The sequence below is a fragment of the Natrinema thermotolerans genome (genome assembly GCF_031165565.1).
Lineage (GTDB): Archaea > Halobacteriota > Halobacteria > Halobacteriales > Natrialbaceae > Natrinema > Natrinema thermotolerans.
In genome coordinates this window covers 2313885-2338779 of the sequence record NZ_CP101873.1, presented here as the reverse complement: position 1 = coordinate 2338779, position 24895 = coordinate 2313885, and the positions used below count along the sequence as shown (strand labels likewise).

Genomic DNA, 24895 nt, shown 5'->3' with positions numbered 1-24895 from the left:
CGGGATCGGACTACTCGGGCGCGCGACCGATCGTCGTGATCGCGACGTCGGGCTCGTAGGACGGCCCCATGAAGGCGTGTTTCACGTCCTCGAAGCCGGCAGCCTTGAACATCCGGTCGGCTTCATACTCGTCGTAAAAGAGCATGATCGAGTCGGCAAGCAGCTGGCTGACGACGTTGTCGGGATAGTTCGGGCCGACGACCAGTACCTGCCCGCCGGGTTTGAGGACGCGGCGGAACTCCCGGAGCGCGAGGATCGGGTTCGGCCAGTACTCGATCGAGCCCGACGACCAGACGACATCGAACGTGTCCGTCGCGAAGGGCAGCCGTTCGGCGTCGCCGCGGTGGAAGTGGACCGGCGGCCCGCGTTTGCCGAACTTCTCGTAGGCCTGTTCGAGTTGGTGTTCGCTCTGGTCGAGCGCGTAGACCTCGTCGACGTGTTCGAGCAGTCCCTCGGTGGCGAACCCGGTGCCACAGCCGACGTCGAGTACCGTCATGTCCGCTTCTAACTCGAGCAGGGACAGGGCCTCGGTGCGCATCTCTTCGGTCCAGACGAACGGATTGACCTGGTCGTAGACCCGCGAGAGGTACTTATAGAACAGTCGAGCGCGGGCCTTGTTCTCGAGAAGTCCCATTAGGAGCGAGTTTCGGTCGGATCGGCATATGTCTGCCGTTCCCGGGGGCTCGCGGCTGGAACGTAAGCCGTCATTATCCGCGATCGGTCCGGTTCCCGCTGAGGGACTTTCGCAACTACCATATACGCGCTCTGGCAAACGTCCGGTTGCTTAGAGTATGCCGAGGCCAGAGGTTCTCGAACGAATTAAGTCGGCGGAAGAGGAGGCCGACGAGATCGTCGCATTGGCAGAGAACGACCGCGACGAGCGAATAGCCGAGGCCCGGGAACGTGCCGAGGAGATTCGCACGGAAGCGGAACAGGAGGCCCAGGAGTTGCGGGAGCGCCGCCTGGAGGAAGCTCGCGAGGAGATCGATGCGGAATGTGAGCAGGTCCTCGAAGAAGGCGAACAGAAGCGCGAGGAACTCGCCGAGCGCGCCCGGGAGCGGGTCGACGAAGTGACCGACCACGTCGTCGAACTGTTCCAGGAGGACGTCCATGCTCAGACCTGAGCAGATGAGCAAGGTCTCGGTGACCGGATCCAGAACCGTCATGGCTCCGGTCATCGAGACGATCCACGAGCTGAACCTGGTCCATCTCTCGGACTACGACGGCTCGTGGGAGGGGTTCGATAACGGCAACCCCATCGAAGGGGCCGATCAGGCGTCGGAAAAGCTCGTGACCGTCCGAGCCCTCGAAAACACCCTCGAGCTGTCGGCCGACGAGGCCGAGCCGGGGCGACTCGAGACAGGCTGGGAGGATCGACTCGAGGAGATCCGCACGCGGGTCAACGAACTCGACGACCAACGCGGTGAGGTCACCGACGAACTGCGACAGGTTAACGAGAAGATCGACCGCGTCGCGCCCTTCGCGGAACTCGGGATCGACCTCGACCTGCTGTCGGGGTACGAGTCGGTCGACGTGGCCGTCGTCGAAGGTCCCGTCGGTGCGATCGAGGACGCCGTCGCGGCGTCCGACGACGTGCGGGCGTTCGAGACGTTCACCGGCGGAGACGTCGTGGCGATCGTCGCCGCGCCGACCGCGGACGCCGACGACGCGCCGATCGACGACGCCCTGGTCGGCGTCGACGTTACGCGCCACTCGGTGCCCGAGACCGAACAGAGTCCGGAGGCGTACGTCGCCGACCTCGAGGACGAGAAGGCGGACCTCGAGAGCAGACGCGAGGAGATCGACGCGGAACTCGCGGAGATCAAGCGGGAGGAAGCCGGCTTCCTCCTGCGGGTCGAAGAGGAACTGACGGTCGAGGTCCAGCAGGCGGAAGCGCCGCTGCAGTTCGCGACGACCGATCGCGCCTTCATCGCAGAGGGCTGGATCCCGACCGACGACTACGATCGACTCGTCGCCGCGCTGGACGACGCCGTCGGCGACAGCGTCGAGATCGAAGAACTCGAGCGGGCGGACTACGACCGCCACGGCGCACACAGCCACACCGAAGACGTCCAGGAGGGTGCGCCGTCGGCAGCGGACGGAGACGACGCAGCCGCCGACGCGGACGACCAACAACAGAAGGCGGTCACGGACGGCGGCTCGACGGTCACGATGGGCGACGAGCCGCCGACGATACAGGACAACCCGGGTCCGGCCAAGCCGTTCGAACTGCTCGTGCAGGCGGTCAACCGACCGAAGTACAGCGAGCTGGATCCGACGGTCTTCCTGTTCCTGACGTTCCCGGCGTTCTTCGGGTTCATGATCGGAGACGCCGGCTACGGAATCCTGTACATCGCCATCGGTGCGTACATGGCGACTCAGTTCGACAGCAAGGGGATCACCAGTCTCGGCGGCGTCGCCATCTGGGCGGGGCTGTTCACGACCCTCTTCGGGTTCGTGTACGGCGAGATATTCGGCCTGCACATCCTCGGCGAGGTCGTCTGGCACGACCTGTTCAACGTCGAGCTGTTGCCGCTGAACAAGGGCCTCGAGCCGGCCGCGGCTGACTTCGCGCTCGGCTGGATGGTCGTGAGCGTGCTGGCCGGGATCGTCCACCTGAACATCGGGTACATCCTGGACTTCTACGAGAATCTCAGCCACGGATTCAAGGACGCCCTCTTCCACAGCGGCTCGTGGATCCTGATGATCAACGGGATCTGGATCTGGATCTTCTCGGCCCAGGCCGAGGGCTCGAAGCCCGACTTCCTGTTCACGACGTTCGCCAGCGACGGGCCGTTCCCGATCGGCTTCACCGGGTTCCCGGAGTGGGTACTCGTTACCGTTCCCGGGATCGAGTTCCCGCTGTCGGCTCCGCTGCTGGTCTTCCTGATCGGGCTCGTCATGCTCGCGGTCAGTGAACCGGTCGAGATCGTCGAATCGCTCGACGTCGTCGTGAACGTCTTCTCGTACACCCGGATGGGGGCAGTGTTGCTCGCGAAGGCCGGCATGGCCTTCGTCGTCAACCTGCTGTTCTTCGGGGCCTACGAGGACCCCGACGGCGAGTTCCACTTCCTTCGGAACCACGAACCGAGCTACGTCGCCGAACACTACGGCGAGGGTGCCGAGGTCATCTTCAACGGCCTCATGCACTCGGGCACCGCGGCCCTGCTCGGTGGACTTGTTATCCTCGTACTCGGACACATCGTCGTGTTAGTTCTTGGCGTGACAAGCGCCGGCTTACAGGGCGTACGCCTCGAGTACGTCGAATTCTTTAACAAGTTTTATGAAGGCGGTGGGGAGAACTACGAACCGTTCGGAACCGATCGAGATCACATCGAGGACTAAGTAAACCATGACTGAAATCGCACTCACAGAACTGCCGGCGTTCGTCGAGACGGCAAGTATCGCACTTCAGAACAACGGATCTGCCGCAATGGGCCCGGAGGCAGCCCAGAACATGGCAGACGGGTACGGAGCCGCCGCAGCAGGGATCGCTGTCGGTCTGGCTGCGCTCGCAGCGGGGTATGCAGAGCGAGGTATCGGTGCCGCCGCAGTCGGCGCGATCGCCGAGGACGACGACATGTTCGTCCCGGGTCTGATCATGACCGTCCTTCCTGAGACGCTCGTGATCCTGGCCCTGGTCGTCGTCTTCATCCTCGGATAACCACTTCCCCCTTCTCCCACAATGAGTTTGGACACAGTCGTCAAAGACATTCGAGAAGAGGCCAACGCGCGTGCGGAGGACATCCGCAGTGAGGGCGAGACGCGCGCCGAGGAGATCGAATCGGCGGCCGAGGCCGACGCCGAGGAGATCCGCGCCGATGCGGAAGCCGAGGTCGACCGCGAGATCGACCAGCTCCGCGAACAGCGCCTCTCCAGTGCGAAGCTGGAGGCGAAACAGAAGCGTCTGGAGGCCCGCCGCGACGTCCTCGGGGAGGTCCGTGAGGCCGTCGAGGACGAACTCGCCGCCCTCGAGGGAGACGTCCGCGAGGAACTCACTCGCGACCTGCTCGAGGCCGCGAGCGAGGAGTTCGACGAGGGCGACGACGTCAACGTCTACGGTCGCGCCGACGACGAGGAGCTGCTCGAGTCGATCGTCGCGGACTACGACGGCTACGCCTACGCCGGCGAGGTCGACTGTCTCGGCGGCGTCGTCGTCGAGAGCGACCAGTCCCGGGTCCGGGTCAACAACACGTTCGACTCGGTGCTGGAAGACGTCTGGGAAGACAACCTCCAGGGGATCAGCAACCGACTCTTCGAGCAATGAGCGCAGGTGCCTCGAATCCGGAATACGTGAACGCTCGCGTTCGGTCGCGCCGAGCCTCGCTGTTCTCGGACGAAGACTACCGCAAGCTGATCCGGATGGGGCCGAGCGAGATCGCGCGGTTCATGGAGGAGACCGAGTACGAACGCGAGATCAACGAACTCGGCGCGCGGTTCTCGGGCGTCGACCTGATCGAGTACGCGCTGAACCGCAACCTCGCGAAGCACTTCGAAGACCTGATCGACTGGGCCGACGGTCGCCTCTACGACCTCATCGCCCGCTACCTGCGGAAGTTCGACGTCTGGAACCTGAAGACGATCATCCGCGGGATCTACACCGATACCGCCCCCGATGACATCCGGACCGACCTCATCCGAGCCGGCGAACTCGAGGAGCGGACGATCGATCGGCTCCTCGAGACCGACGACATCGAGGACGCGATCGAAGTGCTGTACGGGACGATCTACTACGAGCCGCTGACTGTCGCCTACGAGGAGTTCGAGGAGACCGGCGCGCTCGTCCCCCTCGAGAACGCCCTCGACCGGGAGTTCTACGAGAACCTGCTGGCGGACGTCTCGGGCGGCCCGGGCAACGAGCCACAGGAGGGCCCAGAAGCGAAATACATCGAGTTCCTGCAGGCCGAGATCGACTTCCGGAACGCCCGGAACGCGCTGCGGCTCGCCCGCAGTGGGGCCGATCTCGATCCCGCGACCTACTACATCGACGGCGGCGTCCTGTTCGACGAGTCGGAACTGAGCCGACTGGTCGGCGATTACGATGCGCTGGTCGATCACATCGCCGAGAACCGTCGGTACGGTGACCGACTTTCCGAGGCACTCGGTCGGCTCCGCGAGGCTGACAGCCTTATCCAGTTCGAACACGCACTAGACGCTGCGTTGCTCGAGTACGCCGATACGCTCTCGAGCATCTATCCGGCCTCGGTGTCGGCCGTGTTGTCGTACATCCTCGCGAAGGAACGGGAGGTCGAGAACATCCGCGCGATCGCGCGTGGTCGCGAGGTCGGACTCGACGAGAACGAGATCGAAGAGGAGCTGGTGATCCTATGAGCCAGGAGATCGCAGTCGTCGGCAGCCCGGAATTCACGACCGGCTTCCGCCTCGCTGGCGTCCGCCGGTTCGAGAACGTCCCGGACGACGAGAAAGACGAGCGACTCGACGACGCTGCAACGGCAGCCCTCGAGGACGAGGGCGTCGGCATCGTCGTCATGCACGACGACGACCTCGAGTACCTGTCGCGCAACGTACGCCAGGAGGTCGAGACGAGCGTCGAGCCGGTCGTCGTCACCATCGGCAGCGGCACCGGTGGCGGCGGGCTGCGCGACCAGATCAAGCGTGCGATCGGTATCGACCTGATGGACGAGGACGAAGACAGCTAAACTATGAGCCAGGCAGAACAAACCGAGACCGTCGACGAAGACGGTGTAATCGAAAGCGTGAGCGGTCCCGTCGTGACCGCCACGGACCTCGACGCCCGGATGAACGACGTCGTCTACGTCGGCGACGAAGGACTGATGGGCGAGGTCATCGAGATCGAAGGGAACCTGACCACGATTCAGGTCTACGAGGAAACCTCCGGCGTCGGCCCGGGCGAACCCGTCGAGAACACGGGCGAGCCCCTGAGCGTCGACCTCGGACCCGGCATGATGGACTCCATCTACGACGGCGTCCAGCGTCCGCTGGACGTCCTCGAGGACAAGATGGGGACCGCGTTCCTCGACCGCGGGGTCGACGCCCCCGGTATCGACCTCGAGAAGGAGTGGGAGTTCGAACCCACCGTCGAGGAGGGCGACGCGGTCGAGCCCGGCGACGTCGTCGGCGTTGTCGAAGAGACGGTCACCATCGACCACAAGGTCATGGTGCCGCCGGACTACGAGGGCGGCGAAGTCACGTCGGTCGAGAGCGGCGAGTTCACGGTCGAGGAGACCGTCGTCGAACTCGACAACGGCGAAGAGATCCAGATGCACCAGGAGTGGCCGGTTCGTGAAGCCCGGCCCGCCGGTGAGAAGGAGACGCCGACCGAGCCGCTGGTGACCGGCCAGCGCGTCCAGGACGGCCTGTTCCCGCTCGCGAAGGGCGGGACGGCGGCGATTCCGGGCCCCTTCGGCTCCGGGAAGACCGTCACCCAGCAGCAACTCGCCAAGTGGTCCGACGCGGACATCGTCGTCTACATCGGCTGTGGCGAGCGCGGCAACGAGATGACCGAGGTCATCGAGGACTTCCCGGAACTGCCGGACCCACAGACCGGGAACCCGCTGATGGCCCGGACCTGCCTCATCGCCAATACGTCGAACATGCCAGTCGCAGCCCGTGAGTCCTGTATCTACACGGGGATCACGATCGCGGAGTACTACCGCGACATGGGCTACGACGTCGCACTGATGGCCGACTCCACCTCCCGGTGGGCAGAGGCCATGCGGGAGATCTCGAGCCGACTCGAGGAGATGCCCGGCGAAGAGGGCTATCCCGCGTATCTGGCGGCCGCGCTCTCGGAGTTCTACGAGCGCGCCGGCAAGTTCCAGCTGATGAACGGCGGCGAGGGATCGATCTCGGTCGTCGGGGCGGTCTCGCCGCCGGGCGGTGACTTCTCCGAGCCGGTCACCCAGAACACGCTGCGTATCGTCAAGACGTTCTGGGCGCTGGACGCCGACCTCGCGGAGCGTCGGCACTTCCCCTCGATCAACTGGAACGAGTCCTACTCGCTGTACAAGGATCAGCTCGACCCGTGGTGGACGGACAACGTCGCCGGCGACTGGGCGGAAACCCGCCAGTGGGCCGTCGACGTCTTAGACGAGGAAGACGAACTCCAGGAGATCGTCCAGCTCGTCGGCAAGGACGCGCTGCCGGAGGACCAGCAGCTCACGCTCGAGGTCGCCCGCTACCTGCGTGAGGCGTGGCTCCAGCAGAACGCGCTCCACGACGTCGACACCTACTGCGAACCCGAGAAGACCTACCGGATGCTCGGCGCGATCCAGACGTTCAACGACGAGGCCTTCGAGGCACTCGACGCTGGCGTGCCGCCGGAGGAGATCACGGACGTCGACGCCGCGCCGAAGCTCAACCGGATGGGCACGGCCGAGGAGTGGGAGGAGTTCATCGACGAGATCGAGAACGACCTCAAAGAACAACTACGAGCACTGTACTAACGATGAAAGAGTACCAGACTATCACGGAAATCAGCGGTCCGCTGGTGTTCGCCGAGGTCGACGAGCCCGTCGGGTACGACGAGATCGTCGAGATCGAGACCGAGGACGGACGGACGCTGCGCGGCCAGGTGCTGGAATCGAGCGAGGGTATCGTCTCGATCCAGGTGTTCGAAGGGACGGGCGGGATCGACCGCAACGCCTCCGTTCGCTTCCTGGGCGAGACGATGAAGATGCCCGTCACCGAGGACCTCCTCGGGCGGGTGCTGGACGGTTCCGGGAACCCGATCGACGGCGGTCCGGAAATCGTCCCCGATAAGCGACAGGACATCGTCGGCAAGGCGATCAACCCATACTCCCGGGAGTACCCCGAGGAGTTCATCCAGACCGGCGTCTCCGCCATCGACGGCATGAACACGCTGGTCCGAGGTCAGAAGCTGCCGATCTTCTCCGGGTCGGGGCTGCCCCACAACGAACTCGCCCTGCAGATCGCCCGTCAGGCGACGGTGCCCGAGGAAGACGAAGAAGGCGAGGGCTCGGAGTTCGCCGTCATCTTCGGCGCGATGGGGATCACCCAGGAAGAGGCAAACGAGTTCATGGACGACTTCGAGCGCACCGGCGCGCTCGAGCGGTCGGTCGTCTTCATGAACCTCGCGGACGACCCGGCGGTCGAGCGTCAGGTCACGCCGCGACTCGCCTTGACCACGGCCGAGTACCTGGCCTTCGAGAAGGACTACCACGTGCTGGTCATCCTGACGGACATGACCAACTACTGTGAGGCACTGCGCGAGATCGGTGCCGCACGTGAGGAGGTCCCGGGCCGTCGTGGCTACCCCGGCTACATGTACACCGACCTGGCACAGCTCTACGAGCGCGCCGGTCGAATCGAGGGTAAAGAGGGCTCGGTCACGCAGATCCCGATCCTGACGATGCCCGGCGACGACGACACGCACCCGATTCCGGACCTGACTGGCTACATTACCGAGGGCCAGATCATGATGGATCGGGACTTAAACAGTCAGGGGATCGAACCGCCGGTCAACGTCCTCCCCAGCCTCTCGCGGCTGATGGACGACGGGATCGGCGAGGGCCTGACTCGCGAGGACCACGGCGACGTCTCCGACCAGATGTACGCCGCCTACGCGGAGGGTGAGGACCTGCGCGACCTCGTGAACATCGTCGGTCGCGAGGCGCTGTCCGAGCGTGACAACAAGTTCCTCGACTTCGCCGACCGCTTCGAGGCGGAGTTCGTCCAGCAGGGGTACGACACCAACCGCTCGATCGACGACACCCTCGAACTCGGCTGGGACCTCCTCTCGGACCTCCCGAAGGAGGAACTCAACCGGATCGACGAGGACCTCATCGCGGAACACTACCGCGAAGACGAATCGGCCGAAGCCGTGCAGGCCGACTGACGACCACCTGCGTTTCACCGCCGCCTCCGTTTCTTCGACTCGAGCCACCGGGGAGTCGCTGGTACTCGAGCAATACACCAGTTTCCGCGCACGCGGGCAACACGCTCGAACAGGCAACGGAACAGACAACGCCGTCGTCGACGGGTCGATGAACGCGCCCGCAGCCGTGGCTGCCACAGGGGCCGTGAATCGCGCCGGTCAGCCCCAACGGCGGGATCGATTCGACGGTCGACCTCGAGCGGGCGAAACCGATTCCGATTAGTCAGATTCCTTGACTATCACTGCGTGCAACAGGGGGAAAGGATCGTATGGATCGTCGGTAAAGCGTGTTATGTATGCACAAACCACTGCTCGTTCCGGAGTTCCTCGACCGGGCGCGGTCCCATTACGGCGACGACGAGGCCGTCGTGGCGACGACGGGCGAACGGTTCACCTACGACGACCTCGGCGAGCGTGCCGATCGGTTCGCGGCGGCGCTGCAAGCACGGGGGATCGAGAAGGGCGACCGCGTGGCCGTGCTGGATCCGAACACCCACTACCACCTCGAGGCGGCGTACGGAAGCATGCAGATCGGGGCGGTCCACACGCCGCTGAACTATCGGCTCACGCCCGATGACTTCGAGTACATCCTCTCGGACGCGGGCGTGGATGCGATCTACGCCGACTACGAGTACGCCGACAGAATCGAGGCGATCCGTGAGACCGTGCCGACCGAGACGTTCATTACGAACGATGCCGCCGAAGTGGAGGGAGATTGGGAGGACTTCGACGCCGTCCTTGAAGACACCGCCCCCGAGTACGACCGCCCCGAGATGAGCGAGGACGAGATCATCACGATCAACTACACGTCAGGGACGACGGGGGATCCGAAGGGGGTCTGCCGAACGCATCGCTGCGAGACGATCCACGCCTACTTGCTGGTCGGCCATCAGGAGATCACCGACGACGACACCTATCTGTGGACGCTGCCGATGTTCCACGCGAACGGCTGGGGCCACATCTTCGCGGTAACGGGCATCGGCGCGACCCACGTCTGTACGCGCGGGGTCGACGCCGCAGAGATTTTCGAGACGGTCCGAGCCGAGGACGTCTCCTACATGTGCGGCGCGCCGACGGTGTTGAACATGCTGATCGATTACTATCGGGACCACGAACCCGAGACGACCGGCGACACCGACGTCCGGCTCGCGACCGCCGGCTCGGCTCCGCCGGAGGCGACAATCCGGACCGTCGAGGACGAGTTCGGCTGGTACCTGAAACACGTCTACGGCGCGACCGAGACGGGGCCGCTGATCACCACCTCCGACGCGCGCCGCCACTTCGAGGCAGACAGCGACGACCGGTTCCGGATCAAGAAACGCCAGGGACTGGCCTATCTGGGCACCGAGATCCGCGTCGTCGACGAGGACGGCGAGGACGTTCCCCGGGACGACGAGACGCTCGGCGAAGTCGTCGTCCGGGGCAACCAGATCATGGAGAAGTACTGGAACAAGCCCGAGGCGACCGAGGAGGCCTTCACTGACCGCGTCGAGGGCTACTACCACACCGGTGACCTCGCGACCGTCGACGAGAACGGCATGATCGCGATTCAGGACCGCAAGAAGGACATCATCATCTCGGGTGGGGAGAACATCTCGAGCATCGAACTCGAGGACGCCCTGTTCGATCACGAGGCGGTCGCGGACGCGGCCGTAATCCCTGCACCCAGCGACGAGTGGGGCGAGACGCCGAAGGCCTTCGTCGTGCCGTCGAACGGCGATCCGACCGACCCGCCGGTGTCACCCGAGGAACTGACCGAGTTCACCCGCGAGCAGCTCGCGGGCTATAAAGCCGTCCGCCGGGTGGAGTTCGTCGTGGAACTGCCGACGACCGCGACCGGCAAGGTCCAGAAGTACGAACTCCGCCAGGAGGAGTGGGACGACGAAGAACGGATGGTCGGACAGGGATAACCGGGCCGGTAGTCAGGTACGGATCGAACCCGACCGTTTCGTGTCGCTACGGCCCATTATATAGGTCAGTATTCTTAACATAGCAACGGATTAGTAGTTTTTGGCGGATTCTCGGGTATGTCCGACCCGACAGGGACGACACGACGCGCAGTACTTTCGACTGGGGCCGCCGCCGGGACCGCCGCGGTCGCCGGTTGTCTGAGCGACCTCACCGGCGGGGGAAGTGGCGAAACCTACACCGTCGGCTACGGCGAGTATGAAACCGAGGTCGACTCCTCGGCGTTTCCCGACGAACTGCAGATCTACTGCGTCCAGACCGGCTGGTCGAACTGGGGGGCCGTCATGGAGGCGTTCGAAGACGAGTACGACCTCCCGCTATACGACGCGCAGGGCTCCTCCGGCGAGGCCCTCGAGGACATGCGGGCCAACGCCCGGAACCCGACCCACTCGGCGTACAACGGGGGCTACTCGTTCGGTCTCGAAGCGATGAACGACGAACTGACGAGCGACTACAAGCCGGCCAACTGGGACGTCGTTCCCGACGATCTGAAGACCGACAACGGTCACGTGACCGCGACCCGGCAGATGACGAGCGCGGTGACCTATCGGGCCGACATCTACGAGGAGCGGGGACTGGACGCCCCCGAAACGTGGGAGGACCTGAAACACCCCGACATCGCGAAGGACCTGGCGTTCACGCCGCCACACACCGCCAACGGACAGGCCTCCGCGCTGTCGGTCAACCGGGCCTACGGCGGGGATCTGGACGACCTCGATCCGGTCATCGAGTACCACGAGGCGATCGCCGAGCATGGCGCGGACTTCCGGCGCAACGTCGAGGGACCGATGACCGCCGGCGAGATTTCGACCGTCGTCGAGTACGACTACACCGGCCTCAATCTCAAGTACAACAACGACGAGTTCGACGAGGACCAGATCGAGGTCGCGGTCCTCGAGGGACCCGACGGCGAGCCGGGCGCGATGAACGTCCCCTACGGCTACGCCCTCCTGCGGAACGCGCCCAATCCCGAGGCGGCGAAGCTGTTCATGGACTACGTCCTGACCGAGGACTGTCAGGAGCTGTTTTTCGACGCCTACGTCCGCCCGATCCGGGCGAACGAACTCGACCAGCCCGACGAGTTCCCCGACCAGTCGTCCTACGAGGCGGCCGGATTCACCGTCGATCAGCAGAGCCTCGTCGAGAAGCAAGCCGACATTCAGGAGGAACTCGTCGACCGAACCCCGCTGCAGGGAGCGCAGTGATCGCGGATGTCGGTCCGGAAATCGGCGACGGCGTCGGTCCGTCGAATCGCGACGCTCGCGTCGACGACCGCCCGTCCGACGACCGAACGCGAGCGCGAGCGCCGGCGGATCGCGGTCCTCTGTCTCCCCTTCTTCGCGCTGGCGATCGTGGCGGGGTTCGTCCCGCTGGCGATGCTCGTCCGAATCAGCCTCGCGGAGGACACGATCTGGATGGAGGGCTGGTCGCTCGAGGCCTGGGAGACGCTCGCGACGACCCCGGCGTACCGGCGGGTCGCCTGGAACACGCTGTGGTTCGTCGGGCTGGCGACGGGAGTCAGCGTCGCGCTCGGCGTCGCCGTCGCACACGCCCTCGAGAAGTACGACCTGCCCGCGGAGCGGATCGTCGTCGCGGCGGTGTCGTTCCCCATCGCGCTGCCGGGGATCGTCGTCGCCTACCTCATCACGGTCCTGCTCGGCCAACAGGGGCTGGTAACGAACGCGATCGCGGTCGCGACGGGCCAGGGGGCACACGGGCTCGCGAGCGCGACCGCGATCACCGGCCTCTTCCTCGGCTACGTCTACTCACTGCTGCCACGGGCGACGATGGTGCTTCGTGGCACCTACGCCGAGGTCAACGAACAGGCCGAGGAGGCGGCCCGTGCGCTGGGTGCCAGCCGTTGGGAGACGTTCTATCACGTGACGCTCCCCGAGATCAGGCCGGGCATCGCCGCCGCCGCGATCCTCACCTTCCGCTCCGGCCTCGCGATCTTCGGGACGGTACTCATCCTCCAGAGCCACCAGGTGGTCACGCTGCAAATACACAACGAGATCAGCGTCGGCTCGTACGCCCCCGACGTGGCGGCCGCGATCGGGCTCGTCTACGTGGTCTTCATCGTCGCGTTCACGTTCGTCGGGCTGCGGTTCGTCGACGACGACGCGGTGGAGGTCTGAGATGACCGGGAACACGTCACCGCGAGCCGACGACGGCTCGACTGCGGCCGAGAACGCGGACGCCGCATTGACGACTCGTCCCGACGGCGGCTCGGTAACGGCGTCAGGGAACCGCCGGTGGTCGCGGTCCGGCAGGGCCTTCTCGACGCTGCTCGGTCGGCCGATCGTCGCCGGCGTCGTCGCCGTCGTGACCGCGTTCCTGACGGTTCCGGTACTCGTCGCGTTCGTCTCCTCGTTCGCGGAGAGCGGCAGCGGCGTCCTGCCCACGGGGTTCGTCACGTTCGATCACTGGCGGAAGGTACTCGGGTTCGGCGAATACGGCGTCCGAAAGAACGCGATTCCGGGGCTGACGTACAGCCTCCTGATCGCGACCGGGGGGATGGTGTTGAACGTAGTGATCGGCGTCCCGGTCGCGTACGCGCTCGCCCGATACGATTTCTACGCACGGGACTGGGTCAACACGTTCGCGATCTTGCCGCTCGTCCCGGGGCTGATCCTGGGAATCGCCTTCGTCCAGACCTACCCCCAGCACGGCCGATCCGCACTCGGACTGTTGGCCGGCTACTGTCTGCTCAAATCACCGTACATGGTGTTGACCGTCCAGAGTTCGTTCCAGTCGATGGACCTCGTTCGCCTCGAGGAGAGCGCCCGATCGCTCGGCGCTTCGTGGCCACGGACGTTCCTGACGGTCGTCGTCCCGCACGCGAAACGTGGAATCATCGCCGGCGCGATCATCACCTGGACGCTCGCGGCCGCGGAGTTCAACTTCACACACATGGTCGCCAGCGGCAGCCCCGACCCGTTCGCGATGTTTCTCTACGATAACATCGCGAACAACGCCCTCTACCTCCAGTCGGCCGCGGCAGTGTCGGTGTACTTCCTGATCGTCGCCGGCGCGATCATCAGTCTGCAACTGCTCGGCAAACGGGGGTTCTCGACCGCACACCAATGAGACACGCTACGAACGGAGTACGGCGTCGAATCGCTCGCACACCGATCGACCGGAGCGCGCTCGAGGGAGGTGAGCAACCGTGAGCGACGTCACCCTCGAGTCGCTGACCAAGACCTACGGCGACGAGGTGGCCGTCGACGGGATCGACCTGACGATCCGGGACGGCGAAATCCTCGGGGTCGTCGGTCCCTCCGGTTGCGGGAAGACGACCACGTTGCGGACCATCGCCGGCTTCGAGACGCCGACCCACGGCCGGGTGCTGTTCGACGGGGTCGACGTGACACACGTCCCGCCGGAAGAGCGCAACGTCGGCCTGGTCTTCCAGTCGTATGCCCTGTTCGACACCATGACCGTCCGCGAGAACGTCGCGTTCGGGCCGAAGATGCAGGGGGTCCCGAAAGCCAAGCGCCGCGAGCGGGCCGACGACCTGCTCGCCATGCTCGACATCGCCGAACTGGCCGACCGGCGGCCGACAACGCTGTCGGGCGGCCAGCAACAGCGGGTCGGCCTCGCGCGGGCGCTCGCGATCGAACCCCACGTCCTCCTGCTCGACGAGCCGATGACGGGGTTAGACGCCGAACTCAAGACCCGACTGCGCGACGAGATCGGCGATCTACTGGCCGACCTCGAGGTGACCGCCCTCTACGTCACCCACGACCAGGAAGAGGCGATGGCGATGTGCGATCGGATCGCGGTGCTGGCCGACGGCACGCTCGAGCAGGTCGGCTCGCCCGCGGAGATCTACCGCCGGCCCGCCAACCCCTTCGTCGCGAACTTCGTCGGGAGTTCGACCCTCCTCGAGGGCGTCGCCGAGAACGGCCACGTCGATCTGGGCTTTACCGAACTGCCCGTGGCGGCCGAGACGGACGGCTCGGTGCGGGTCGCGGCCCGGCCCGCCGCCTTCGAACTCGGCGAGGGGTCGCTCGAGGCCGACGTGACGGACGTGACCTACCTCGGAGACCGGACCCAGCTGACGGCGACGCTGCCCGACGACACGACGGTGACGCTGCACGCCGACGGGATCGACGGCTACCGGGTGGGCGACTCGGTCCCGCTCTCGATCGACGAACAGCGGGTCCACCTGCTCGAGTGAGCGAGTTCCTGCGGTTCGCCCGAGCGGACCCCGCGGAAAACTGTAAACAGTTATCCGACTGGGGGCGTTACCCCTCGACAAGATGGCCAACGACGTCAAGCCCACCCGCAAGAACTTGATGGCGATCGAGGATCGCATCGAGCTCTCCGAGCGGGGTCACGGCACGCTCGAGAAGAAACGCGACGGGCTGATCATGGAGTTCATGGACATTCTGGACAAGGCCCAGGACGTCCGCGGCGACCTCGCACAGGACTACGAGGACGCCCAGAAGAAGATCAACATGGCCCGGGCGATGGAAGGCGACGTCGCGGTCCGCGGTGCCGCGGCGGCGCTGCAGGAACACCCCGAGATCACCACCGAATCGAAGAACATCATGGGCGTCGTCGTCCCCCAGATCGAGTCCTCCAAGGTGACCAAGAGCCTCGATCAGCGCGGCTACGGGATCATGGGGACCTCCGCCCGCATCGACGAGGCCGCCGAGGCCTACGAGGACCTCTTAGAGAGCATCATCCTCGCCGCCGAGGTCGAGACGGCGATGAAGAAGATGCTCCGCGAGATCGAGACCACCAAGCGCCGCGTCAACGCCCTCGAGTTCAAGCTCCTGCCCGAACTCTACGAGAACCAGGAGTACATCGAGCAGAAACTCGAGGAACAGGAACGCGAGGAGACGTTCCGCCTGAAGAAGATCAAGGAGAAGAAAGAAGCCGAGGAAGCCGCCGAGCGGGAGGCCGAAGCGGCCGCCGAAGCCGAGGCCGAAGCGGACGACGAACTCGAGCAGGCAACCGCGGACGACTGACTCCGCCGGGCCGTCGCGTTTGCAGCCCTCTCTTCCCTGACCGATGAACTGTCCCGAGTGTGACACGCCGACGCTTTCGATGGCCGTCCCCGCCGAGTACCGCGACTATGTTCCCGAGACGGCCGCAACCGTTGCCGTTTGTCCACGCTGTCTGACGCTCGAGCCGATCGACGACGGAGCCGCGGCGGCCGCGGACAACGACACCGACGTCTCGCGGATCAGCGACGCGTTCCCGACCGATCCCGAGGGCGCCGTCCCGCTGGTGCTTGCGATCGGGCTGTGTTCCTCGCTCGCGACGAACCGCGCTGCCATCGAGGAACTCCTCGAGTCGGTCGAACGGGCCGGGACGGACCCGCTGCTCGTCCTCGATCGCCTCGTCGCGGACCCATCGGTCGAGCCCGTGATCGACCTCGAGCGGCGACGCCACCAGCTCGAGGAACTGCTGTACTGACGGCGGCGAAAACGGGCGCGTGCGGATCGACTGACTACTTCCCGGTCGGCGTGACGTTGTTGCTGACGGCCTGTTTGACCTGCAAGGCAGCGCTTGCGGCCAGTCCGCGGGCGACCTCGTCGCGTTCGTCCGCGGTGATGGCCTCCTCGGCGGCGGCCGCGTCCTCTAGATCGGGCGTGAAGCCGGCGGAGACGGCGTGGCCGACCGGCGGGCGAACGGCGACGGTGACCTGCGGGCCGCTCATCCCGCTCGAGATATTCGAATCGACGACGTATTCGTTGGGAAGAAACTCCCGCGTGCGGGCGGCGATCCGCGAGACGTCGCGGTGGAGGAGCCGCTTTTGCGCGTTCGAGAGGTCCGGAACGTCCGCCGCGGCTCGCTGCCCAGCCCCAGTCTCGCCCGGTAGCCCTGCGTACGGCGTGTTTCCGTTCATGAGAAGTGTGTGCCAGTAGCAACGAGCCGACCGGTCAAAAGGGTTCGCTTTGGGACAATCCCGTGGGGCTGGTGTCGCGGTTCCCGGCTACCTACGGGAGTGTCCCGGCACCGACTGACAGTCCGGACTAGATGATCGGCTCGCTGTCACCGTACACGGCGAGGACGACCGCAGTCGTGTGCTGGCCCGAGTCGGCCTGCCGACTCTCGACGGTCACCCGCGGGTCGGCAAACGACCAGTCGCGAAGTTCCTGCCCTGCTGCCAGTCCTTCCCTGACCCCCCGCTCGACGTCTTCACGATCCATCTCGCCGGCGGTCTCGTAGAACAGTCCCGGGCCGTCGTCGGCGGACTGGGCCCACGCGAGCGCCGCACTCACGCGGCCGGGGCCGGCGGTCGTAGCGCGTGCTTCGACGACGGTCAGGCGCTCGCCGGCGGGGCCGAGATCGGGTGCGGTGCCGACGGCCTCGACCTCGGCATCGGCCGGGATCACCGAGGAGACCGAGACGAGGTTGTAGTTCTCGATGCCGGCCTCGGCCAGCGCCGCGTCGTAGGAAGCCATCGCCGTGGGCGCCGACGCGGCACCCCAGACGACTCGGATCGTACTCATACCCGAACTCGGAGACGGGCAGCGTAAGGGCTTGCGATCCGGACCCGAGCGGAAACGGACCGGTTCTGTGGCCACGAGCGGAGCCCGAAGAACCGAGGGCTCCGCGAGTCGGGGGAGGGCAGGCGGTTTACTGACACTCACCGCGAGCGAGGACACAGGCCGAGCGAGCGGGCCGACGACTGACTCGAAGTGAGCAATGCGAACGGAGAGGAAAGAGGAGTGCTTTTAATCGAATTTTTGCCGCGGGCGCGGCGAAGCCGCGCCCGCAGAGCAAAACTTCGCGCTTATTGGTAGAAGTAGCCGGCCGAGGAGACCACGTCGCTCGAGTCGTCTTCCTCGATCTTCTCTAAGGCCTCGGTGAAGTCCTGATGGGAGACCTCGTCGCGGTCGTTGCGGATGGCGAACATGCCGGCCTCGGTGGCGAGACTTTCGATATCGGCTCCGGAGTAGCCGTCGGTGTCGGCCGCCAGCGTGGCGAAGTCGACGTCGTCGGAGACGTTCATGGTCCGCGTGTGGATCTCGAGGATCTGTTCGCGGCCCTCGGCGTCGGGCTCGGGGACCTCGATCAGGCGGTCGAACCGGCCGGGACGAAGGATGGCGCGGTCGAGCATGTCGAAGCGGTTGGTCGCGGCGATGATGCGGACCTCACCGCGGGCCTCGAAGCCGTCCATCTCGCTGAGGAGTTGCATCATCGTCCGCTGGACCTCGGCGTCGCCGGAGGTCTTCGACTCCGTGCGACGCGTGGCGATGGCGTCGATCTCGTCGATGAAGATGATGGCGGGCTGGCGTTCACGGGCCATCTCGAAGAGGTCACGGACGAGCCGCGAGCCCTCGCCGATGAACTTCCGGACGAGTTCCGAGCCGGCCATCTTGATGAAGGTGGCGTCGGTCTCGTTGGCGACGGCCTTCGCGAGCATCGTCTTGCCCGTCCCCGGCGGCCCGTAGAGCAGGACGCCGCTTGGCGGATCGATGCCGACCTCGTCGAAGAGTTCGGGCTCGGCCAGGGGCTGCTCGACGGCTTCCCGGACCTCCCGGACCTGTTCGTCGATGCCGCCGATGTCCGTGTAGGCGACCGCCGGCTTCTCGGTGATCTCCATCGACTGGGCGCGGGCGTCGGTCTCGGCGTTGAGGATGGTCTGGATCGCGAAGGAATCGTTGACCGCGACGCGGTCGCCGGGCTCGAGGTCGTCGACGAGTCGGGAAGAGACCTCGGTCAGCACCTCCTGGTTGTTGCCGTGTTGCTTGACGATGACTTCCTCGTCGTCGAGGACGTCCTCGACGGTGGCGATATACAGCGAGGAGCTTTTCAGCGTCTCGTTTTCGCGTTCGACGCGGTCGACTTTCTCCCGCAGGCGCTCGCGGCGGTCCTCGGCGTCGTCGAGCTGGTCGGACAGTTGCTCGTTGACGTCGACGAGGTCCTCGTAGTGTCCCCGAAGCGCCTCGAGCCGTTCGTCGTCAGGGAGATCCGAGTCGATATCGCGGTGAGGTCGGTCGGGAATAGACGGGCTTCGAGACATCCTGATGTACGCCGATAGGATTTCGACGGTAAATGTGCCTTTGGGTCCCGGAGGGTTTTCTGACGCGACTGGGAAACAGAACCCGCAGTTTGACGGTTTCGGCCCGAGCAGCCTCCGGCGTGAGAAGCGGTGATCGCGCATGGACCGCTGGAAGTCATGCCCGGAACAACCGCAACCGTCCCGCGGGTCGCCGGGAAACCGGTAGAAGGGATCGTCTCAGTCGAGCAGCGATTCGAACTCCTCGAGGCGCTGGCCGTAGGTCTCGAGGGCGCGATCGATCGGGGCCGAGGAACTCATATCGACGCCGGCGATCCGCAGGAGGTCGAGGGGGTACTCCCGGGAGCCGTGCCGGAGGAACTCGAGGTAGTCCTCGGCGGCGGATTGGCCGTTCTCGAGAACGTCGTCGACGATCGCCAGCGCCGCCGAGATGCCGGTGGCGTACTGGTAGACGTAGAAGGCCCGATAGAAGTGGGGGATTCGCATCCACTCGCGGGCGATGCGATCATCGATCTCGGCGGGTTCGTAGTAGTCCGCCTTGAGCCCGCGGTAGAGGTCGTCCAGTCGGTCCGCGGTCAGGGGCTCGCCCGCCTCCTCGAGGCGGTGGGTTTCGTGTTCGAACTCGGCGAAGAGGGTCTGCCGATAGAGGGTCGAGCGAACCCGCTCTAAGAACTCGTTCAGGACGTGCTTGCGGAACTCGGGGTCGTCGACGGTTTCCAGCAGGTGGTTGGTCAACAGGGCCTCGTTGACCGTACTGGCGACCTCGGCCACGAAGATCTCGTAGTTCGAGTAGATGTAGGGCTGTTCGTCCTTCGTGAGTTCCGAGTGCATCGAGTGGCCGAGTTCGTGGGCCAGCGTGTACATCGAGGCGATGTCCTGCTGGTAGTTCAGGAGGATGAACGGCTGGGTGTCGTAGGTGCCGCCGGAGTAGGCACCCGACTGTTTGCCCTCGTTCTCGTAGACGTCGATCCACTGGGAGTCGAGGCCGTCCGCGACGCGGGACTGGTACTCCTCACCGAGCGGCGCGAGCGCGTCGACGACGTACTCGGTGGCCTGGTCGTACTCGAGGTCGGGGCCCTCGTCGCCGGTCAGCGGCATGTAGAGGTCCCACATCTGCAGATCGTCGACGCCGAGCGCCCGCTCTTTGAGTTCGGCGTGGTGGTGGAGCTTGTCGAGGTTGTCGTGGACGGTATCGACGAGCGTGTCGTAGACCTCGACGGGGACGTTCGGCCCGTCGAGGGCAGCCTCACGGGCGGTGTCGTAGTTGCGCGCTCGAGCGGTCTTGACGTCGGCCTTGACGCTGTTCTTGTAGCTGGCCGCAACGGTGTTGCGAACCGACTCCCACTCGTCGAAGTAGCCCTCGTAGACCCGTTTGCGAAAGTCGCGGTCGGGCCGTTTGAGGAGGTTCGTGAAGTTGCTCTGGGTGATCTCGACGGCCTCGCCCTCGGGATCCTCGACGGTCGGGAACGCCATGTCCGCGTTCGAGAGCATGTTGTAGACCTCGCCGGTCGCCCCGGTCACCTCGCTCAGGTCGGCCAACAGCGCCTCGACCTCGGCCGAGCGCGTGTGGGGTTTCATCCGGAGAACGTCGTCGACGTAGTGGTCGTAGGTCTCGAGGGACGGTTCCTCGTCGACCAGCTCGTCGAAGGCCTCGCGAGTCAGGTCCTGGAGTTCGGGTTCGATAAAGGAGGCGGCGGACTGGGCGTCGGCCGCCAGCGACTGGGCACGGGCGGTCAGGGCCTGGTACTGCTGGTTCGTCGTGTCCTCGTCGCGGCGCATCCGGGCGTAGGCCGAGACCGTCGACACCTCGCGCATGATCTCGTCGCGTAACTCGAGGGTCTCGAGGAGGGTCTCGGCGTCGTCGGTGACCTGTCCCTCGTAAGCCTCGAGGTCGTCGACGCGCTCGGCGACGGCCTCGTAGGCCGCCTCCCAGTCGTCGTCGGTCGCGTAGATGCTCTCGAGGTCCCACGTATACTGCTCGTCGACCTCCGAGCGTTCGGGTACGGAACTCATAGCCACGCGTTCGAAGCGGTGGCGGTAAAGCGTGTCGGACCCCTTCAGGGTACGGGAAGCCGGGATCAACCCGATCCTGTCCGCCGAGCGTTCGCGGCGGGTGCCCCGACCGGAAGAACGAACGGCTTTTCACTCTCATTTCCCGAATCGCCAGTATGAACCGGCTCCTCGAGTCGTTAGACGACGCGCCGATCATCGACAAGGACGGGTACGAGTACCTCGTCCATCCGATCAGCAACGGGGTCCCACAGCTCGATCCCGCCCTGTTGCGGGAGGTCGTCGTCGAAGTGATGCGAACCGCGGACCTCGACGTGGACAAGATCGTCGCGCCGGAGGCGATGGGCATCCACCTCGCGACCGCGCTCTCCCTGCAGGCCGACGTGCCGTTGGTCGTCATCCGAAAGCGGGCCTATGGGCTCGACGGTGAGGTCTCCCTGCATCAGGAGACGGGCTACTCGGAGTCGGAGATGTACATCAACGACGTCGAGGCGGACGATCGCGTCCTGATCGTCGACGACATGCTCTCGACCGGCGGCACGCTGGCGGCCATCTGCACCGCGCTGGACGATATCGGTGCCGACATCGTCGACATCGTGGTCGTCCTTCGAAAGGTCGGCGACTCCGCGCTCGATGACACGAAGTTCGATGCGACGAGCCTCCTCGACATCACCGTCGAGGACGGTGAGGTAACGGTTCACTGATCGACCCCGTTGGTTGCCGTCGTTGTCTCCAAGAGTAGTGGGTAGCGGCGGCTCCCCGTCGCCGCTCCCCGAAACATATGCACGATTGTGGGTATAGTCGGCCCCAATCGACCGCTCGATAAGCGCATATACGAGATTTTTTGTACATCGATTCGCTACGGGGTGGGTATAGTATGTCGAACGGAACTGACGGGGGCATTCGGATCGAATACGGCGTCGACGAAAAACCGCCGTTACCGAAGTCCATCCTGCTGGGCTTGCAACACGTCGCGGTCATGATCGTGCCGGCGACGGCAGTGGCGTACGTCGTCGCAAACGGGGTCGGTGCCGAAGCCGACGCGGCCTACCTCGTCCAGATGGTCCTGCTGTTTTCCGGACTGGCAACGATGGTCCAGGCGTACACCGTCGGCCCGGTCGGTGCGCGGCTGCCGATCGTCATGGGCTCGAGTTTTACCTTCGTCGGCGCGACGATCGATATCGGCGCTAGCTTCGGGCTGGCCGCCGTCTTCGGTGCGATCCTCGTGACCGGCTTCGTCGTCGAGGGCCTGATCGGCTGGCAGTTCAAACGTATCAAGCCGTTCTTCCCGCCGCTGGTGACCGGCCTCGTCGTCGTCATCATCGGCCTCTATCTCGTGCCGGTCGCGATGGACTACGCCGCCGGCGGGGTCGGCGCGTCGGACTTCGGTGCTTTGCACCACATCGGACTCGCCGCGCTCGTGCTGGCGATCGCCGTCGGTCTCAACATGTTCACGCGCGGCGTCACACGACTGTTGTCCGTGCTGTTTGCGATCATCGTCGGCTACGTGACCGCCATCGCTCTCACGTTCGCGACCGGGCTCGAACTCGTCGACTTCTCGGACGTCGGGAGCGCCGCGTGGGTCGCGCTCCCGTCGCCGACGCGCTTTGGCTTCGAATTCGAGCCGATCGCGATCGCCACCTTCGCCGTCCTCTTTCTCGTCTCCTCGATGGAGACCGTCGGCGACATGTCCGGCGTCACGGCCGCCGAGGGGCGCAATCCGACGAACGAGGAGTTCCGCGGCGGGCTGTTCAACGACGGCCTGTTGAGTTCGATCGGCGCCGTCTTCAGTGCGTTCCCGATCACGTCGTTCTCCCAGAACGTCGGCATCGTCAACTTCACCGGCGTGATGAGCCGTCACGTCGTCGGCATCGGCGGCGTCTTCCTCGCCGTCCTCGGACTGAGTCCCAAAGTCGGCGCTGCCGTCACGACGATCCCCAGCGCGGTCTTTGGCGGCGCTGTCCTGCTAATGGCCGGGATGGTCGCCGCCAGCGGGTTCCGTCTGGTCGTCACGCACGTCGACCTCGATCGTCGGAACACGGTCATCGTCGCCGTCTCGCTCGGTCTCGGACTCGGCGTCGCGACGACGCCCGAGGCACTGTCGGGACTCCCGAGCGGCGCGGAACTGTTCTTCGGACAGTCGGTCATCGTGACCGCACTGTCGGCGCTGGTCCTCAACACGTTCGTCCCCGGCGCGGCGAGTCCGCTGTTCGACGCCCCAGCGACCGACTCGGAGCCGGCTTCGGAGGCCATAGACGCCGAACCCGCCGGCTCCGTGGACGACTGAGCCACGCGCCGGTCTCGACGGCGTGCTTGCGGCGATCGGGGACGGATCGAAGGCAGGCGGGCGACGAACCCGACCGCCATCAGAACTGATTCGATCGCGTGACTGTCAGGTCTGCGAACTACTTTTGACGGATCGGTCCCGAAACGGGGACGATGCGACCGATATCACGCCGCGGGGTACTCGGAACGTGCGGGGCGGCCCTCGCGTTCGGGGCCGGCTGTCTCGGGGACGGAACGGACGACGAAGCGAACGGGGACGGCAACGGATCGGCGGCCGAAAGCGGGACGTGGCCGTCGTTTCGCGGCGGCCCGTCCAACGCGGCGGTCGCCGACGTGGACGGGTTCGACGAGGAGCCGGCGGAACGCTGGACGGTCGACCTGCCGGCCACTCCGGGAACGGCCGCGATCGCCGACGGCACGGCCTACCTCGCGGCCGGCTCGAGGCTGTCCGCGATCGATCTCTCGAACGGCGACGAGCGCTGGACGGTCGCCCTCGAGGGGGCCCGAACCGGATCGCCGGCCATCGCCGAGGACGCCGTGGTCTGTCCCGACGCCGAGGGGCTACTCGTCGTCGACCACGAGGGGAACGACCGGCGTCACGTCCCGTACGACGGTGCGACGACTGCTCGGCTGACCGCACAGCAACAGGCCGGGCCGTCAGTACCGTCCTCACCGACCGTAGTCGACGGCACGGCGTACGTTGGGACGCCGGCCGGCGACCTCGTCGCGATCGGGCTCGCGGACGGCGCGGTGACGTGGCGCTCGCCGGCGACCGACGGCTGGGCGTCGCTAGCACGGCAGCGCCAGACGGCCGGCGGGGTCACTTCCCCGGCCGTCGCCGACGGCCGCGTCGTCGTCGGAACGGAAGCCGGGATTGCCGCGTTCGACGCCGCCGACGGCTCGAGCGAGTGGACCCACGACACAGAGCGTGCGGTCCGGTCCGCGCCGGCGGTGGTCGACGGAGCCGTCTACGTCGGGGGAGCGACGCCGGTCGCGCTGGCGGCCGACAGCGGCGAGATCCAGTGGGGCGGCAAGGGGACTGCGTCGCTGTCCCTGCAGGCCACCGGGGAGAGCGTTCGCCGACAGGAACTCCCGCCGATGGCCCCCTCAGTGGCTGTCGGCGACGAACGGGTCGTGCGTCATGACTCCGACGAGCGACTGGTCGCGCTGGATCGGAGCGATGGGAGCGAGCGATGGGGAGCCCCGCTCGAGGAAGTCGAGTCGCTCTCGCGATCGGTCGGCAGCGCCGGGACGGCCCAGTACGCGCCGAGTTGGTCGTCACCGGTCATCGCGGGCGATGCGGTCGTCGTCGGAACCACGGCGGGCGTCGTCGCCGTCTCGCTGGCCGACGGGGCGGGGCTGTGGCGGCTCCCGACCGACAGTCGCGTGGTCGCATCGCCGGCGGTCGCGGACGGCGCGATCGTCGTCGGTGACGGGAGCGGGACGGTCCGGGCGCTCGAGGCCTAACTCTCGGCATCGACCGCCGTCCGAACGACGCGGGCGAGCCCGAGCGTGGCGAGATAGGTACCGACGAGGACCAGCAAGACGAACAGGACGACGCCGAGCGCGGACGCGCCGATCTCCGGATGGGTCCGCAGCGGCGCGGTCAGCCGCGTCCCGAAGAAGATCACGAGCGCGCCCGCGGCGACGCGGATCGACGCGCGCCAGTAGGTTCCGTACTCTTCCGGCGAGAGTTCCATGCGCCGAGATGTGCGTTCGGGGGCCAAAAGCACTGGTACGCAGGCTGCGACGAGCAGGGCCACGTGGCCGCC

At 65.8% G+C, this 24895-nt stretch carries 24 protein-coding genes; 18 read left to right on the top strand and 6 right to left on the bottom strand.

Annotation, left to right across the window (positions count from 1 at the left end; all coding sequences use genetic code 11):
• Positions 1–10 precede the first annotated feature (10 nt).
• Positions 11–634 carry a methyltransferase domain-containing protein gene (locus NP511_RS12055; RefSeq protein WP_006180302.1) on the bottom strand — a complete coding sequence of 208 codons (624 nt, stop codon included), beginning with the start codon at positions 632–634 and terminating at the stop codon, positions 11–13.
• A gap of 157 nt (positions 635–791) precedes the next feature.
• Here NP511_RS12055 and ahaH point away from each other — a divergent pair, with 157 nt between their 5' ends.
• The 15 genes from ahaH (at position 792) to NP511_RS11980 (ending at position 16273) form a co-directional block, all read left to right on the top strand.
• Positions 792–1124, top strand: a complete 333-nt coding sequence (ahaH, locus tag NP511_RS12050; RefSeq protein ID WP_049965680.1) for an ATP synthase archaeal subunit H — start codon at positions 792–794, stop codon at positions 1122–1124.
• Positions 1111–3345 carry a V-type ATP synthase subunit I gene (locus NP511_RS12045; RefSeq protein ID WP_049965679.1) on the top strand — a complete coding sequence of 745 codons (2235 nt, stop codon included), beginning with the start codon at positions 1111–1113 and terminating at the stop codon, positions 3343–3345. The genes ahaH and NP511_RS12045 overlap by 14 nt, the downstream gene beginning before the upstream one ends.
• Before the next feature lie 88 nt (positions 3346–3433).
• Entirely contained in the window at positions 3434–3664 is a 231-nt protein-coding gene (locus NP511_RS12040; RefSeq protein WP_049905397.1) for an ATP synthase subunit K, read from the top strand.
• A 21-nt stretch (positions 3665–3685) separates the two neighbouring features.
• Positions 3686–4267 (top strand): V-type ATP synthase subunit E, encoded by a 582-nt coding sequence (locus tag NP511_RS12035; protein WP_049965678.1) that lies wholly within the window; start codon positions 3686–3688, stop codon positions 4265–4267.
• Positions 4264–5331 carry a V-type ATP synthase subunit C gene (locus NP511_RS12030; RefSeq protein ID WP_006647996.1) on the top strand — a complete coding sequence of 356 codons (1068 nt, stop codon included), beginning with the start codon at positions 4264–4266 and terminating at the stop codon, positions 5329–5331. Before NP511_RS12035 ends, NP511_RS12030 begins: the two co-directional genes overlap by 4 nt.
• Complete coding sequence (locus NP511_RS12025; protein ID WP_006180308.1) at positions 5328–5660, top strand: V-type ATP synthase subunit F; 333 nt, start codon at positions 5328–5330, stop codon at positions 5658–5660. Before NP511_RS12030 ends, NP511_RS12025 begins: the two co-directional genes overlap by 4 nt.
• Before the next feature lie 3 nt (positions 5661–5663).
• Positions 5664–7427 (top strand): ATP synthase subunit A, encoded by a 1764-nt coding sequence (locus tag NP511_RS12020; RefSeq protein ID WP_006647997.1) that lies wholly within the window; start codon positions 5664–5666, stop codon positions 7425–7427.
• Positions 7428–7429: 2 nt separating this feature from the next.
• On the top strand, positions 7430–8839 hold the full coding sequence (locus tag NP511_RS12015) for an ATP synthase subunit B (RefSeq protein WP_006180311.1): 1410 nt from the start codon (positions 7430–7432) through the stop codon (positions 8837–8839).
• A 335-nt stretch (positions 8840–9174) separates the two neighbouring features.
• Positions 9175–10788, top strand: coding sequence for a long-chain-fatty-acid--CoA ligase (locus NP511_RS12010; protein ID WP_049965677.1), 1614 nt, complete (start codon positions 9175–9177; stop codon positions 10786–10788).
• Positions 10789–10905: 117 nt separating this feature from the next.
• A complete protein-coding gene (locus NP511_RS12005; protein WP_049965676.1) occupies positions 10906–12051 on the top strand; it encodes an extracellular solute-binding protein in 1146 nt (381 codons plus the stop codon).
• A 6-nt stretch (positions 12052–12057) separates the two neighbouring features.
• The gene (locus NP511_RS12000; protein ID WP_049965675.1) at positions 12058–12981 is read left to right on the top strand and encodes an ABC transporter permease; all 924 of its coding nucleotides are present in this window, start codon (positions 12058–12060) and stop codon (positions 12979–12981) included.
• Position 12982: 1 nt separating this feature from the next.
• A complete protein-coding gene (locus NP511_RS11995) occupies positions 12983–13933 on the top strand; it encodes an ABC transporter permease (protein WP_006648001.1) in 951 nt (316 codons plus the stop codon).
• 79 nt (positions 13934–14012) lie between these two features.
• On the top strand, positions 14013–15026 hold the full coding sequence (locus NP511_RS11990) for an ABC transporter ATP-binding protein (RefSeq protein ID WP_049965674.1): 1014 nt from the start codon (positions 14013–14015) through the stop codon (positions 15024–15026).
• Between the two features lie 82 nt (positions 15027–15108).
• Positions 15109–15822: a V-type ATP synthase subunit D gene (locus NP511_RS11985; protein WP_006648005.1), complete on the top strand. Its 714-nt coding sequence runs from the start codon at positions 15109–15111 to the stop codon at positions 15820–15822.
• Between the two features lie 43 nt (positions 15823–15865).
• Positions 15866–16273 carry a DUF6276 family protein gene (locus NP511_RS11980; RefSeq protein ID WP_049965673.1) on the top strand — a complete coding sequence of 136 codons (408 nt, stop codon included), beginning with the start codon at positions 15866–15868 and terminating at the stop codon, positions 16271–16273.
• Positions 16274–16307: 34 nt separating this feature from the next.
• Here the strand turns inward: NP511_RS11980 and NP511_RS11975 are convergent, their stop codons facing one another.
• The 4 genes from NP511_RS11975 to pepF all read right to left on the bottom strand — a co-directional run bounded on the left by NP511_RS11975 (position 16308) and on the right by pepF (position 20840).
• The gene (locus NP511_RS11975; RefSeq protein ID WP_049965672.1) at positions 16308–16706 is read right to left on the bottom strand and encodes a DUF5811 family protein; all 399 of its coding nucleotides are present in this window, start codon (positions 16704–16706) and stop codon (positions 16308–16310) included.
• Positions 16707–16833: 127 nt separating this feature from the next.
• Complete coding sequence (locus tag NP511_RS11970; protein ID WP_049965671.1) at positions 16834–17313, bottom strand: pyruvoyl-dependent arginine decarboxylase; 480 nt, start codon at positions 17311–17313, stop codon at positions 16834–16836.
• Between the two features lie 284 nt (positions 17314–17597).
• Positions 17598–18830, bottom strand: coding sequence for a proteasome-activating nucleotidase Pan2 (pan2, locus tag NP511_RS11965; RefSeq protein WP_049965670.1), 1233 nt, complete (start codon positions 18828–18830; stop codon positions 17598–17600).
• Between the two features lie 216 nt (positions 18831–19046).
• Positions 19047–20840, bottom strand: coding sequence for an oligoendopeptidase F (gene pepF, locus NP511_RS11960; protein ID WP_049965669.1), 1794 nt, complete (start codon positions 20838–20840; stop codon positions 19047–19049).
• Positions 20841–20995: 155 nt separating this feature from the next.
• Between pepF and hpt the strand changes: the two genes are divergently transcribed.
• From hpt to NP511_RS11945, 3 genes are all read left to right on the top strand, one after another.
• Positions 20996–21541: a hypoxanthine/guanine phosphoribosyltransferase gene (hpt, locus tag NP511_RS11955; protein ID WP_049965668.1), complete on the top strand. Its 546-nt coding sequence runs from the start codon at positions 20996–20998 to the stop codon at positions 21539–21541.
• Positions 21542–21714: 173 nt separating this feature from the next.
• On the top strand, positions 21715–23124 hold the full coding sequence (locus NP511_RS11950) for a uracil-xanthine permease family protein (protein WP_049965667.1): 1410 nt from the start codon (positions 21715–21717) through the stop codon (positions 23122–23124).
• Positions 23125–23276: 152 nt separating this feature from the next.
• The gene (locus NP511_RS11945; protein ID WP_049965666.1) at positions 23277–24590 is read left to right on the top strand and encodes a PQQ-like beta-propeller repeat protein; all 1314 of its coding nucleotides are present in this window, start codon (positions 23277–23279) and stop codon (positions 24588–24590) included.
• Here NP511_RS11945 and NP511_RS11940 read toward each other — a convergent pair.
• Entirely contained in the window at positions 24587–24823 is a 237-nt protein-coding gene (locus NP511_RS11940; protein ID WP_049965664.1) for a hypothetical protein, read from the bottom strand. The two genes, NP511_RS11945 and NP511_RS11940, sit on opposite strands and share 4 nt — an antisense overlap.
• Positions 24824–24895 lie beyond the last annotated feature (72 nt).